Below are 12,513 nucleotides of genomic sequence, written 5' to 3' on the forward strand. Positions count from 1 at the left end.
AGTTTCACAAAGCCGTTTGACTTAAAAGAGAACACAAAGACAACTATTTTAATGGCTGGCTGCAAGTGATAACAAAGACAACTTAAAATTCCACTCCTCTGGAGGGGTGGCAAAAATTCAAAGAATTTTTGACGGGGTGGTTCTAGAATACTTCCTACACAATGACCTCCATTCTATCCATCCCCATTGTCATCCCGTAGGGATCTAAGCCCGAATCTTTCCATGCTAATGTTACCAACGATGCCGAGATTCCTCCCGGAAATCGAAGATTATCTCCTTTTAGTCGATGAATGTTATTTCGACGGAGTCAATGACAAAGTGGGTGTTTTAGGGTCGGATGGTTTGAGAGTATGAGAGTGGGAGTATTTGGTGGCTGAGCAGAGCCGAAGCCACCAAGACTTTTTAAGAGTTGCTATCATTTGCGGAGCGTTAGAGATTCTTCACTCCGCTTCGCTGTGTTCAGAATGACAGCTGAGTGTAAGAAACCGCAAATAGTTGTAAAAAGTGGGGTCTGAGGATCTCGAAGTCACACCCTGTACATCACGCAAGACTGACGAGTTTATCAAACAGTAATTTCATTCCTTTTGTAGCCGTTTCTTTCATGACAACGGCTCTTTGTCCGTACCCAAAGCTTGTTTCATTAGGGTTAATAACAATAAGAAGACAGTCGTCTTTGATCTCATGGAGCAATCCGGCAGCCGGATATACCTGTAAGGAAGTACCGATTACAAGGAAAATATCAGCTTCCCTTGCCATTTTGGTCGCTTCTCTCATCAACGGGACATCTTCCCCGAACCACACGATGAAAGGCCGCAACTGCGCACCATCTTCTGCTTTATCGCCAATGTTGATATCGCCTTTCTGTTCGTAAATCAGGTTTTTATTATTGCATGAGCATGATTTGAACAGTTCACCATGCAGATGCAGGATATTGGTGGAGCCTGCTCTTTCGTGGAGATCATCAATATTCTGGGTAATGATCTGAACATCGAAATGCTGTTCCAGTTCGGCCAGTAAATGATGTGCTTCATTGGGTTGTACTTCATGAAGCTGGCGACGGCGCTGATTGTAAAATTCCAGGACCAGATTCCTGTCTTTTCTCCATCCTTCCGGACTGGCAACATCTGTAATGCTATGATTTTCCCAGAGTCCGTCTCCATCTCTGAAGGTTTTTATTCCGCTTTCGGCACTGATTCCGGCACCGGTTAATATGGTTAGTTTTTTCATTTTGTTTTGTTATGTAATTAAACACAAAGAATTTTTGTAAACAATCTTTAAAATGGGCTAAATTCCTATTGATGATAACCCACATTTTGATACAATACACCCATTGTGCATTTTGATCCATTCTCGTCACTTCGAGTTTTCAAAAAATATTATCGAGAAGTTGCACTGCGAGTTGCCATACTTATAGGTTCTCGATAAAAAATTCTTTCAGAATTTTACTCGAACAGACGGACGAACATTCGTATTGTGTAATTAATGCACACGTCACTTCGAGTAGATTTTTTTCAAAAATCGTATCGAGAAGTTGGATTACGAGTCTCCCGCACTTAAAAGTTCCCGATACATTTTTTCTTCACTTTGTTACGAAAAAAATACTCGAATTGACGAATCGAATATTGAAATATTTCAAAATGCACAATGGATTATATTATTTTTCAATAATTCTTCTATAAATGTCTTCATTTTCATCATCAAAGCATACGAAAATGACTTTCTCAAGGATATCAGATTTAAAATCCCTTACCGATTCAACGGCAATTGTTCCGGCTAATGCTTTAGGAAATCTGTACACTCCTGTGCTGATGTTAGGAAAAGCGATGACTTTTACATCCAGACTTTCAGCCAGCTTCATGGAATTTCTATAGCAGTTGGCCAAAAGAGTGGAAGTCTCTTCTTCTTTACCGGTCCAGACCGGTCCGACCGTATGAATGACATATTGTGAAGGGAGGTTTCCGGCTGTTGTCACAACCGCTTCTCCGGTTTTGCATTTTCCCTGCCTGTTTCTGATTTCTTTACATTCTTCTAAAATCTTTGATCCACCCGCACGGTGTATGGCTCCGTCTACTCCACCCCCGCCGAGCAAAGAAGAATTGGCGGCATTGACGATAGCATCTGCTTGAATTCGGGTAATATCTCCTTTTATTATTTCGATTTTCATGAGACCTTAATTAACTAGAATTTAAAATTTGCAATCAAGTTTTCAATTTCAGTATTGGCTGGCTTCTTAAAATCCTTTCCTATAAATACTTTTATTACCTCAATATTTCCGACAATAGCTTGGTTAAAAGCTCCCAGCTCTTCAGCAGGAATCCATAATTCATTATGATTCTTTGCTCCGACATTTTGAGACGGATATTTATTCAGGAAACTCTCCACCATTTCAAAACGTGTTACGAACCCAAGATAGTTTCCTGATTCGTCTCGCGTATTCCATTTTTCGGCAATTTCGGAAGCATAATCTTCGTTAAGAACCGGATAGAATATCGGCTGCCATTCCAGTCTGGCAGGAAATTCTTTGTACTTACTTTCGATAATTAAAAGCATTTCTTTCTCCCCGACCGGTCTGTATAGCGTTTTTGTTTTCATTTCTTCTTCTTCTTAATTTAAGTTTCGGCTAAAGCCTTTTAACCATTCAATCTTTAAAATGGGCTAAAGCCCATTCCTATTGATATGATAATCCACTTGACGAATCAACGGGTATAGTACATTTTGACATGCTGTATTTTGATACAATAGCCAACTTAAAATTGTCTTTATTTAAAATTTATTCATCCATCCTTTTAAAATCCTTTGCATACGGAGAATACGATCCGAATAGGGCATCAAACTTCGTCGTAAGCTTTTCAACACGGAATTCCTCATCCAGCTGATCCAGGCAGGTAATGATCAGGTTTTTGCGGTATGCATATCCATAGCCTTCATCCACTTTCAAAGCATAATTCAGCAGCTCATAATCCAGATCTCCTGTACGGAAGACTCCCTGGTATTCATTAAAGGTACAGGTTTCTTCTTCATTGTTCTGCAAAGGCAGTTGCTTTTCATTACTCATCCATCCGTTGCCGTGGCGTGTAGCATAGATTCTGGTGACATAAAACATTTCGATATGCTCAATTTCTAATTGCCGGCATACTTCATGGGCATTTTTTGATGTGGTATGAGCATACGTCACATTCGGAAATACACCATGATCCATATCGAGCAGGATTCCCTGGCTGCCTTCAAAAATAAGATGTTCAAATGAATTGAGGTAGTCATAACCTGCAATATTCCACTCTATCTGATCGATGGCATTCAGAAAATCATCCAGCGCATTTTGTATCTCCTCTCCTTCCGAAAAGCCATAATAAAAGGCTATCCCTTTTAGCTTTTCGATCAGCAGGGATCTTGGAGTGATCAGGTCGGCGGCAAAAAGCCTGTAGGGGCTTTCATGACGTTTCATGGTAGCTCCTACTCCTTTTCCGCAGGTTCCGTGTTCTGTATTTCTTATATCTTTCCTGTTGTGAAGGACATCGAAAGGCGTCGTCACCCTGGCCAGCGGATGAATATGAAGGTTGGTGTTTCCGTTTTTATCTTTTAATTCCTTCCATTCATTATACAGGAAAACCGGATGAATGGTACAATGTTCCGTAAAATAAGACGGCAGTCCCCGCAATGCTCCACTGCAAAAGCTAGAATGCACATGCTTCCTGTCATCGATCATCACCGTATGTGCAGCCTGTTGCCCTCCCGAAAACCGGATCACAACAGCATTGGGATTTCGGGATGCCAGAAAGTCTGTGGTAATCCCTTTTCCTTCGTCTCCGAATCCCAAACCTATGACAATATCTGCTGTTTTCATCTTTTATAGTATCTGAATTTCACCCCATCCTTCACGGTTTCCGTATCCTGCCTCTTTATAGGTCTTGCATACGATTTCTTTGACAACGTATGGCACATCCCTGTAATCGGTTATGGAAACACAGTGTTGCCCCAGCAGTTCTTTCCAGCCACGGTCTGCCCGTATGGCCTGCTCTGAGTGCAGAACACTGATGTGATACACCTCATACTTCTTTCTTGCTTCGGCAAGGAGTTCTGTATGGGTAAACGTCTGCTGCCCCGTTCCCACGATTTCTCTGATTGCAGAGGCAGGAAGCGTTTTCAGGCAAGGTTCATCACCTATGGTAAACAGCAGCCCTTTTTGGTTTCTTTTTTCAAAGGCATCGGTTCTGGTATGGAAAGCGGCAAAATACCAGGCCAGAAGATAACTTTCTCCAGCGTTTCCGCCCCCTCCGGATTCTATATACGTTCGGGTAAGCCACATATCGAGTTCTTCATCCCCGGATTCAAACTGCCCTGCCTGTAGAGGGTAATTGTCACATTCATGATCCCCGATTCCCATAAATAGCAAGGCAGCATCGGGAACGCCCCCTTGAATGATTCCGCCCATTAATTTAGGAAGCCCTTCCTGAATCAGGTTGTAAGGAATATGTCCCATGCTTCCGGTAACATCCAGCCCTAAAATAATTGGAAATGAGTTCGGATGTACGGATGAATCTCTTGCCTCCCTGAAGGAAATACCATTTGGATTCATAGATTCATGTGCCTTTCTTTTAGCATTCTGAGTGAAAATTTCACCTGCACTTTTTGATGCATATCCCATCTTTCTTGCTCTGTCGAAACGAGCGTCCATGTCGTATCTTGTACTTCCCATAACTTAAAATTTTAGTTTAAGACTGATTTGTATTGTTTATTCACTTTAATAACACCTTTTTGAATGTACTTGCAACCCTAATTGCGTTATTATTACACAAATTTAAAGCATTATGATTTTATCTGCCAAATCAATTTGTGTTAATTTTACGCTAAAAATATTAAACAATTGATTTTCAGTATTAAAATTTCAGGAAGTAAGTATTGGGACTGATAAATTTTGGCCTAAACCCGTATGGTATAATTAATGAAAACCGACTGAAGCGTGTTCCTATTGAATGTCGTTTCTACAGGATTTCCTGCTTTTCTTTTTATAATCCCACGCAGATCATGATGATTACGCAGATTTATTTATCAGAATAAGTAAGATGTGTCATTTAAATCATAGATCATAAACCTGATATGAAACTAAAACTATTTTATTTCAAAATAAAAGCCTTCTTCTTCCAGTTCCTTGTATTTCTCCTGATTGAAGGTAAACAGCTTTCCGGGCCTTCCGCTGCCTTCTTTCCTTACATTCTGAGTTTCATTTAATAGTCCGTAGCTCATGATCTTTTTACGGAAATTACGACGGTCGATCTCCTGTCCGATAATGGTTTTATAAAGATTCTCGAGATCTGAGAATGGAAATTCTTCATTCAATAAATTAAAACCGATCGGGTGATACTGTATTTTGGTTCGAAGTCTTTTTAAAGCCAGATCAATGATGGTTTTATGGTCGAAAGCCAGTTCAGGAAGATTATTGACACTGAACCATTGGGCATCATCCGCATCCGAGTCGGCAGAGAGCTGATGGTAAGAAGGGTTCACTAATCCAAGATACGTCACCGAAACGACCCTGTTTCGGGGATCACGGCCCACGTCGCCAAAAGTGTACAGCTGCTCCAGGAAATCGGGCTTTATTCCTGCCTCTTCATGAAGTTCTCTTCTGACAGCATCATCAAGGTTTTCATCATCGAGAACCAGTCCGCCAGGCAGCGCCCATCCTCCTTTGAAAGGTTCGATATTCCTTTTGATAAGAAGAATCTGAAGGTCTTTTTTATCAAAGTATCCGAAAACAACTGCGTCTACCGCTACTTTTATATCCTGTAACTTCTTTGGAGTATTCATTGTCTTAATTTGCGTTGTGAGTACACAAAATTACGATTTAGAAGAAATACTTTCAACGGTAAACCGAAAATTCTGTAAAATATAATCTGTTCTTTAAAATTTAACGAAAGGATAAACCATTTATAAGATTGCCTGATTTTAAGTTCCTGTGTAAATTATCGTGAATCTACTGTAACAAAATAGTGATTTTACGTATTGATTTTCTGATAATTATATTCAATTTTGGATAAACAAAAGGGAACGCCGAAATCCTTAAAAAGTAGGCATTAAAAACTAATTTTATACCATTATGAAATCATTATTAAGAGCATTTATTGTGGTCATCATTATCATTGGAGGAGTTCTGATTATTATTGGAGGAAAGAGACCTTTTCCTGAGCCGGAATGCCTTGTATGCGGTCCGAATCTTGTGAGAATTTTAGGAATTGCAGAAGTAATCATCGGATTAGGAGCATTGGTAATCCAGGGAAATCTTCTGCAAAAGCAGAGGAATATTTAAAAGAAAAAGACCGAGAATTCTCGGTCTTTTTTTATGTTAATCATTAAGTTTCAGAACTGCCATGAAGGCCGATTGAGGTACTTCTACCCTTCCGATCTGCTTCATTTTCTTTTTACCTTCTTTTTGTTTTTCAAGGAGCTTTCTTTTTCTGGAAATATCCCCTCCGTAACATTTTGCGGTAACATCTTTTCTTAATGCTTTAATCGTTTCCCTCGCAATTACTTTTGTTCCTAAAGCGGCCTGCACAGCAATATCAAACTGCTGTCTCGGAATCAGCTCACGAAGTTTTTCGCACATCTTTTTTCCAATATGATACGCATTGGAATCGTGAATCAGTGAAGATAATGCATCTACCATATCTCCGTTGATCAGGATATCCATCTTTACCAGCTTGGAAGCTCTGAAACCTATAGGATGGTAATCGAATGACGCATATCCTTTTGAAATTGATTTCAGCCTGTCATAGAAATCAAAAACAACTTCAGCCAACGGCATATTGAAAATAAGCTCTACTCTTTCAGAGGTAAGGTAGCTTTGGTTAACGATCTCTCCTCTTTTCTCAATACAAAGGGTCATTACCGCGCCCACAAAGTCAGATTTTGTAATAATGGAAGCTTTGATGAAAGGTTCTTCCACTCTATCCATCGTAGACGGATCCATCATTTCGGACGGATTGTTGATGAGGATCGGAACTTCCGGTTCTTTTTTGGTATATCCGAAATAAGAAACGTTCGGTACTGTGGTGATCACATTCATGTTAAACTCACGATCCAGACGTTCCTGCACGATTTCCATATGGAGCATTCCCAGGAATCCGCAACGGAAACCAAAACCTAATGCTGCCGAACTTTCCGGCTCGAATACCAGTGAAGCATCATTTAATCTCAACTTTTCAAGAGAGAATCTGAGCTCTTCGAAATCTTCAGAATCAATAGGATAAATACCCGCGAAAACCATCGGCTTTACTTCTTCAAAACCTTCAATAGGTCCTGATGCCGGCTTTTCGAATGATGTCACGGTATCTCCCACCTTTACTTCTCTCGCATCTTTAATTCCGGAAACAAGATATCCTACATCACCACACTGAATGGTCTTTTTCGGAACCTGCTTAAGTTTCAGTGTTCCCACTTCATCTGCACCATATTCTTTACCGGTAGCGAAAAACTTAATTTTCTCATTTTTAGAAATACTTCCGTTTACTACTTTAAAGTAAGCCTCAATTCCTCTGAACGGATTATACACCGAGTCAAAGATTAATGCCTGAAGCGGCGCATCAGGATCTCCCACCGGAGCCGGAATTCTTTCAACAATCTGCTCCAGCAGTTTGTGAACGCCTTCTCCTGTTTTCCCTGAAACTCTTAAAACGTCATCATAATCACAGCCGATCAGATTCATGATCTCATCGGTTACTTCTTCCGGATTTGCGGAAGGAAGATCTATTTTATTCAGAATCGGAATGATGGTAAGATCATTTTCCAGGGCAAGATACAGATTACTGATCGTCTGTGCCTGGATGCTCTGTGCTGCGTCTACAATAAGAAGCGCTCCTTCACAGGCAGCAATGGACCGGGAAACTTCATAGGAGAAATCTACGTGTCCAGGAGTATCAATAAGGTTTAAGATATATTTTTCGCCTTTATATTCATAATCCATCTGAATGGCGTGAGACTTAATCGTAATCCCACGTTCTTTCTCCAGATCCATATCATCCAGTGTCTGAGACTGAAGTTCTCTTTGAGTGACGGTATTCGTGTACTCCAAAAGACGGTCTGCCAGCGTACTTTTCCCGTGGTCGATATGAGCGATTATGCAAAAATTTCGTATGTTTTTCATTTAAGAACGTTGTAATTTGCAAAGATAACAAAATGCGAGAGAATTTCTAATTCTTAATTTTAAATCGTGATTTAAATACTTTTAATAACAATTTTAAGTTATAATAGAAAATACTTTCTCTTTCTATTCTACGGATGAATGAAGCAAAAAGAGAGACACATCGTATTCCTTTTTTATTGTTCATATTCTTCTGAAAAATCATATTCTCCGGTTAACGGATCAATATAAACAGGAAACTTATCTTCTCTCCTCATCCTGCTTTGTCTCATGCTCTTTTCAAACAATCCTACAAGACCTACGGCAAGACCACCATACACCCCTCCGTTTGTAGCTCCTCCAACACTTATAAACAGAGAGGAATTCCTAGCCGGTACCAGATATCCCCAGTTGCTGATCAGATAAAAACCTCTGTCATTTTTATTCAGCTCCTGAAATCCGGAATAGGTTTGTTTATACGGTTTTCCATTTTCTACATATCCATACATTTCCCTTGCTGAAATTCTGTTTTTTTTGCCGTTCTCTTCTTTTACGGCTTTTGTTACAGATCCATTTGCATTTTTTTCCAAGATATATTTTCCATGTTCCGGAGTTTGGTTCATAAAGGCTTCATGGCTCAGATAGACACCATCTTTCAGCTGATCATTCTTATATGCCGCAGAATTATTTCTTACATAGCCTTCATAATCTGTGAGAGCATCCAGAGAAACTGCATTTTCTCTGGGCTTAACCGTATAGGTTTTCTTTAGGAACATAGCAAAAACCACCGGGATGTTTTTCATCATTACATCCGAAATATTCCTGCTTTTGAAGCTGTACACCGTATCTTTTTTATAGATAAATTTATATTGGTCGCCTTCTTTCATGAAAGCCTGGGCAGAAAATTCAATATCGCCTTCGGTTTCTTTTCCGTTCGTTTCTCCAAGATATGTCTTCAAGTGTTTCAGCACCAAAACCATTTCGTATTTTCCGCCTTTGTGATTGCTGTCGGCATACCATTTTCCAAGGAAATCGCCGACTGTGGCAGGAAAAATGATTTCTCTCATTTCTTTATTATCTCCAAAAGGCAGTTCGCCAATATTCTGATCAGCTCGTTGGTCGATGACTTCCAGAGATTTGTAAATATTTCCTTTTGGATTGGAGAGATTTCCCCTTTCTTTAATTATTTCCTGCTTCTGCGAAAAGATGAGGACTGAGACGAAGATTAGAATGATTTGCAGTAATTTTTTCATAAAATAAAAGTCGTTGGTGAATAAAGATAGCTTTATCGGTTGAAATAACCTTTTGTAAAAATAAAGATTATTTTAAATTAAACGACTCTCACAATAAATTGCAAGAGTCGTCCAACATTAAAAAAATAAACTATTATGGTTTTATTTTTGTCTTGTAGCGTTGTTGTTTCCGTGAGGTTTTCTTTCATTCATTTTATCTCTCATCATTCCCTCTGTCTGAAACAGCTTCAAGACTTTCTGACAAGGAATTACCTGCTGCATTTTATCAGCATATTTTTTCCTGTTGTCCAGCAGCTTCTGCCCTACGTCAAAACTTTGCTGAAGTTTAGCCTTCGCTTCATCATCAGACAAATTATCCGGATTAAAATCAGAATTAAACTGACTTTTTATCTGCTTCTGACTTTCAAGATATTCATTGTAAACATCTGTAAATTCTTCTTTGTCACTGGGATCTATATCCAGATTATCCATCACCATATTATTTCTGAATTTTGTCAGAAGTGCTTTTCTTTCTTCCGGGGACAGACTGTTGATGACTTCCTTTCTTTGCTTTGGATCCATCTTTTTCCAGTCGTAATCGGTTTTTTGGGCATTAAGACCAAACCCGTATATGATAAAAAGCGTAAATAATATCTTTTTCATCTTTTCTTTTTAATTATACAAATCCAAATAAACATCCTGAGTTGAATTGCTCGCCAATTCTGAGATTTCAGAATTTGAGAATGAATCCAGGTATTCGCTCATCTGAGTTTCCTGCTGTTTAGCTGTAGATTTCACCGCCGGTGTCAGCGTTTGCTGTTTTTCTTCCGATTGTTCCGGAGCAGAAGACTTGCTATTACTTTTGGTTGCCACTTTTTGATCATTGTTTTCAACAGAAGTTAAATCAGATTTCAACGTTTCGTAGGCGATCTCACTTTCTGTCTTCTCCTCCTGTTTGTCTGCTGTATAAGAAAGATTTGAACTTGCATTCTCTTTCGTTATTTCATCGTCTGAATTGAAAACAAAAGTCGCTCCAAAAATCAATGCCAATGATGCCGCGGCGGCATAAGCCCAATTGAACCTGAAAACCGGAGCTTTCTTACGAGGAAATACCTTGTTTATGACATGATTCTGAACATCCTCATATACGTTTTCAGAAACTGCATAAATATTCTTACGTTCCAGCTTTTCCAGGTCAAATTCATTCAATCCGCGTACTACTCTCTCCTGAAGATTTTCAAACAAATCATCAGGCATCGTGTAAATATTTTTACGTTCTAATTTTTCTATGTCGAACTCTTTCATTTCAGTTTTCTCAAAAATTATCTTTCGTAATTTTCCTTTATATAATCTTCTATTTTTTGTTTGGCATAATGATAATTTGTTTTCAGCGTCCCTACCGACATATCTACAATTTTAGATATTTCTTCGTAAGGTAGATCATCATAATACCGCATCATAAATACCAGTTTCTGTTTTTCAGGCAGGCTTTGTATGGCTTTCTGAAGCAAAATCTGTATTTCCTCAGCATCTTTACCCACATTATCAGCCACAAGATTCTGCATATGATACTCCGGATCTTCATCTGTTTTCTGCATTTTCTTCAGTTTATTGATCTGCTGCAAGGCCTCATTGGTTGCAATTCTGTAGAGCCAGGTGTAGAGCTGACTATCATTTTTAAACTGATGAAAATTCTGATAAGCTTTAATAAAAGTTTCCTGCAAAGTGTCCTGAGCAAGATCTCCGTCCACAATAATTCTTCTTATGTGCCAGTACAATCTGCTTTGATAAGCATCCATCAAAGCGCGAACTCCTTTTTCCTGAGTTCGTGGGTTTTGCATCAACGAAATAATTTCCGCGTCCTTAATCTTCATAAGATGCTTTCACTGTTTTGGATTACAAAAATAACTGAAAGTTAAATGAACTATTCAATTTTCAGTCCAATATACTCATTATTTACAAATATTTATACGCCCTGCTCTGATAAATATTGTATCCGTGCCGATGCGTTTTCCTTTTTAATATTATGTTAAATTGCTGTGTATCCTTTAAAATTTGAGCCAAAAAGTTTTTAAATATAATCAATTGAATTCTCAAAGAAATTTGTTTCAGTCTAAAATGAAAAACCATTTTAATTTAAAATGATGTAAACAAGTATCAATAGCGTCGGGCTTTAGCCCGATTCCAAATAAGAATACAATAAAGGCTTTAGCCAAAACTTATGGTAGGTTTTGGCTAAAGCCCGGCTTTTTTCATGGTGTAAATGGACTAAAGCCCATTTCTATTGATCTTACCGTTGAAAACATCTTTAAAAGAAATTTAAAAACTTAAACCAAAAAACTTCTGTCTTCCCTCTCCCATCTTCCTTCTAAAACTTATCTTTGTTAAATGCAAATAGTAATTATCGGTTCCGGAAATGTGGCCTGTCATCTGGCAAAAGCTTTTGTTCTGAATCATATTCCTTTAGCCCAGATTTTTGGAAGGAATGAGAAAGAGCTAAGCAAAATCTCCGAAGAATTAAAGATTCCTTTTTCTACGGAAAAACTTCAACCCGCAAATCTGTATATTATTTGCGTAAGTGATAATTCAGTGGAAGAAGTTTCCGGAATTATTACCTCAAAAGACTGTCTGGTAGCTCATACTTCCGGATCGCTGCCTAAAGAAATTTTGGTTGGAGAATATAGAAAATCAAGCCTTTATCCTTTGCAGACTTTCTCGAAATCTAAAGTCCTTGACTATTCCAAAATTCCCTTTTTTATCGAAGCTGAAAATGAAGAAGACCAACAAATCCTCTTTGATCTTGCCTCTAAGATTTCAGAAAATGTAATGGAAAGCACTCATGAAAAGAGGAAATACATTCATTTAACCGCTGTTTTCGCATGTAATTTTGTCAATCATCTTTTTGCAAGAGCCAAAGAAATTTCAGATTCCCAGGAAATTCCGTTTGATTATTTTTTACCGTTGATTGATGAAACCGTTCAGAAGATTCACGAAATAGATCCGAAAGATGCGCAGACCGGACCGGCCGTAAGAAATGACAAAAGAATTCTGGAACTGCACGAACAGTTATTAAAAGACGAAAGTCTTGAAATTTATAAAACTCTGAATCTTTCCATCAAAAAGATGTATCAATTGCCATAATGTTTTAACTTTGAGAAAAACCAAAAA

At 38.5% G+C, this 12,513-nt stretch carries 13 protein-coding genes; 2 read left to right on the forward strand and 11 right to left on the reverse strand.

Going from position 1 to position 12,513, the window contains the following annotated elements; translation table 11 throughout:
* Positions 1-540 precede the first annotated feature (540 nt).
* The 6 genes from ACWNCI_RS14430 to ACWNCI_RS14455 all read right to left on the reverse strand — a co-directional run bounded on the left by ACWNCI_RS14430 (position 541) and on the right by ACWNCI_RS14455 (position 5,805).
* Positions 541-1,227: an SIR2 family NAD-dependent protein deacylase gene (locus tag ACWNCI_RS14430; RefSeq protein ID WP_449388828.1), complete on the reverse strand. Its 687-nt coding sequence runs from the start codon at positions 1,225-1,227 to the stop codon at positions 541-543.
* 427 nt (positions 1,228-1,654) lie between these two features.
* The gene (locus tag ACWNCI_RS14435) at positions 1,655-2,164 is read right to left on the reverse strand and encodes an O-acetyl-ADP-ribose deacetylase (protein WP_449388829.1); all 510 of its coding nucleotides are present in this window, start codon (positions 2,162-2,164) and stop codon (positions 1,655-1,657) included.
* 14 nt (positions 2,165-2,178) lie between these two features.
* Positions 2,179-2,592 carry an ADP-ribosylation/crystallin J1 gene (locus ACWNCI_RS14440; protein ID WP_449388830.1) on the reverse strand — a complete coding sequence of 138 codons (414 nt, stop codon included), beginning with the start codon at positions 2,590-2,592 and terminating at the stop codon, positions 2,179-2,181.
* Positions 2,593-2,770: 178 nt separating this feature from the next.
* On the reverse strand, positions 2,771-3,844 hold the full coding sequence (locus tag ACWNCI_RS14445; RefSeq protein ID WP_449388831.1) for an adenylosuccinate synthetase: 1,074 nt from the start codon (positions 3,842-3,844) through the stop codon (positions 2,771-2,773).
* A gap of 3 nt (positions 3,845-3,847) precedes the next feature.
* A complete protein-coding gene (locus tag ACWNCI_RS14450) occupies positions 3,848-4,696 on the reverse strand; it encodes a hypothetical protein (RefSeq protein ID WP_449388832.1) in 849 nt (282 codons plus the stop codon).
* Between the two features lie 413 nt (positions 4,697-5,109).
* Positions 5,110-5,805, reverse strand: coding sequence for an NUDIX hydrolase (locus ACWNCI_RS14455; protein ID WP_449388833.1), 696 nt, complete (start codon positions 5,803-5,805; stop codon positions 5,110-5,112).
* A gap of 289 nt (positions 5,806-6,094) precedes the next feature.
* On the opposite strand from ACWNCI_RS14455, the gene ACWNCI_RS14460 reads away from it, so the two are divergent.
* The gene (locus ACWNCI_RS14460; RefSeq protein WP_449388834.1) at positions 6,095-6,304 is read left to right on the forward strand and encodes a hypothetical protein; all 210 of its coding nucleotides are present in this window, start codon (positions 6,095-6,097) and stop codon (positions 6,302-6,304) included.
* A gap of 36 nt (positions 6,305-6,340) precedes the next feature.
* Here ACWNCI_RS14460 and lepA read toward each other — a convergent pair whose 3' ends face one another.
* From lepA to ACWNCI_RS14485, 5 genes are all read right to left on the reverse strand, one after another.
* Positions 6,341-8,137, reverse strand: coding sequence for a translation elongation factor 4 (gene lepA, locus ACWNCI_RS14465; RefSeq protein WP_346983670.1), 1,797 nt, complete (start codon positions 8,135-8,137; stop codon positions 6,341-6,343).
* Between the two features lie 173 nt (positions 8,138-8,310).
* Positions 8,311-9,366: a hypothetical protein gene (locus ACWNCI_RS14470; protein ID WP_449388835.1), complete on the reverse strand. Its 1,056-nt coding sequence runs from the start codon at positions 9,364-9,366 to the stop codon at positions 8,311-8,313.
* A gap of 141 nt (positions 9,367-9,507) precedes the next feature.
* A complete protein-coding gene (locus tag ACWNCI_RS14475; protein ID WP_346983668.1) occupies positions 9,508-10,008 on the reverse strand; it encodes a hypothetical protein in 501 nt (166 codons plus the stop codon).
* A 9-nt stretch (positions 10,009-10,017) separates the two neighbouring features.
* On the reverse strand, positions 10,018-10,650 hold the full coding sequence (locus tag ACWNCI_RS14480) for a hypothetical protein (RefSeq protein WP_449388836.1): 633 nt from the start codon (positions 10,648-10,650) through the stop codon (positions 10,018-10,020).
* Between the two features lie 17 nt (positions 10,651-10,667).
* Positions 10,668-11,219: an RNA polymerase sigma factor gene (locus tag ACWNCI_RS14485; RefSeq protein ID WP_346983666.1), complete on the reverse strand. Its 552-nt coding sequence runs from the start codon at positions 11,217-11,219 to the stop codon at positions 10,668-10,670.
* Positions 11,220-11,733: 514 nt separating this feature from the next.
* Between ACWNCI_RS14485 and ACWNCI_RS14490 the strand changes: the two genes are divergently transcribed.
* The gene (locus tag ACWNCI_RS14490) at positions 11,734-12,486 is read left to right on the forward strand and encodes a Rossmann-like and DUF2520 domain-containing protein (RefSeq protein ID WP_449388837.1); all 753 of its coding nucleotides are present in this window, start codon (positions 11,734-11,736) and stop codon (positions 12,484-12,486) included.
* Positions 12,487-12,513: the final 27 nt, after the last annotated feature.

The organism is Chryseobacterium lineare (genome assembly GCF_977014045.1).

Excerpts from the sequence above, each read along its gene's own strand:
- ACWNCI_RS14480 (WP_449388836.1), bottom strand. The coding sequence starts at position 10,650 with ATGAAAGAGTTCGACATAGAAAAATTAGAACGTAAAAATATTTACACG.
- ACWNCI_RS14435 (WP_449388829.1), bottom strand. The coding sequence starts at position 2,164 with ATGAAAATCGAAATAATAAAAGGAGATATTACCCGAATTCAAGCAGAT.
- ACWNCI_RS14470 (WP_449388835.1), bottom strand. The coding sequence starts at position 9,366 with ATGAAAAAATTACTGCAAATCATTCTAATCTTCGTCTCAGTCCTCATC.
- ACWNCI_RS14490 (WP_449388837.1), top strand. The coding sequence starts at position 11,734 with ATGCAAATAGTAATTATCGGTTCCGGAAATGTGGCCTGTCATCTGGCA.
- ACWNCI_RS14445 (WP_449388831.1), bottom strand. The coding sequence starts at position 3,844 with ATGAAAACAGCAGATATTGTCATAGGTTTGGGATTCGGAGACGAAGGA.
- ACWNCI_RS14440 (WP_449388830.1), bottom strand. The coding sequence starts at position 2,592 with ATGAAAACAAAAACGCTATACAGACCGGTCGGGGAGAAAGAAATGCTT.
- lepA (WP_346983670.1), bottom strand. The coding sequence starts at position 8,137 with ATGAAAAACATACGAAATTTTTGCATAATCGCTCATATCGACCACGGG.
- ACWNCI_RS14475 (WP_346983668.1), bottom strand. The coding sequence starts at position 10,008 with ATGAAAAAGATATTATTTACGCTTTTTATCATATACGGGTTTGGTCTT.
- ACWNCI_RS14460 (WP_449388834.1), top strand. The coding sequence starts at position 6,095 with ATGAAATCATTATTAAGAGCATTTATTGTGGTCATCATTATCATTGGA.
- ACWNCI_RS14485 (WP_346983666.1), bottom strand. The coding sequence starts at position 11,219 with ATGAAGATTAAGGACGCGGAAATTATTTCGTTGATGCAAAACCCACGA.
- ACWNCI_RS14455 (WP_449388833.1), bottom strand. The coding sequence starts at position 5,805 with ATGAATACTCCAAAGAAGTTACAGGATATAAAAGTAGCGGTAGACGCA.
- ACWNCI_RS14450 (WP_449388832.1), bottom strand. The coding sequence starts at position 4,696 with ATGGGAAGTACAAGATACGACATGGACGCTCGTTTCGACAGAGCAAGA.
- ACWNCI_RS14430 (WP_449388828.1), bottom strand. The coding sequence starts at position 1,227 with ATGAAAAAACTAACCATATTAACCGGTGCCGGAATCAGTGCCGAAAGC.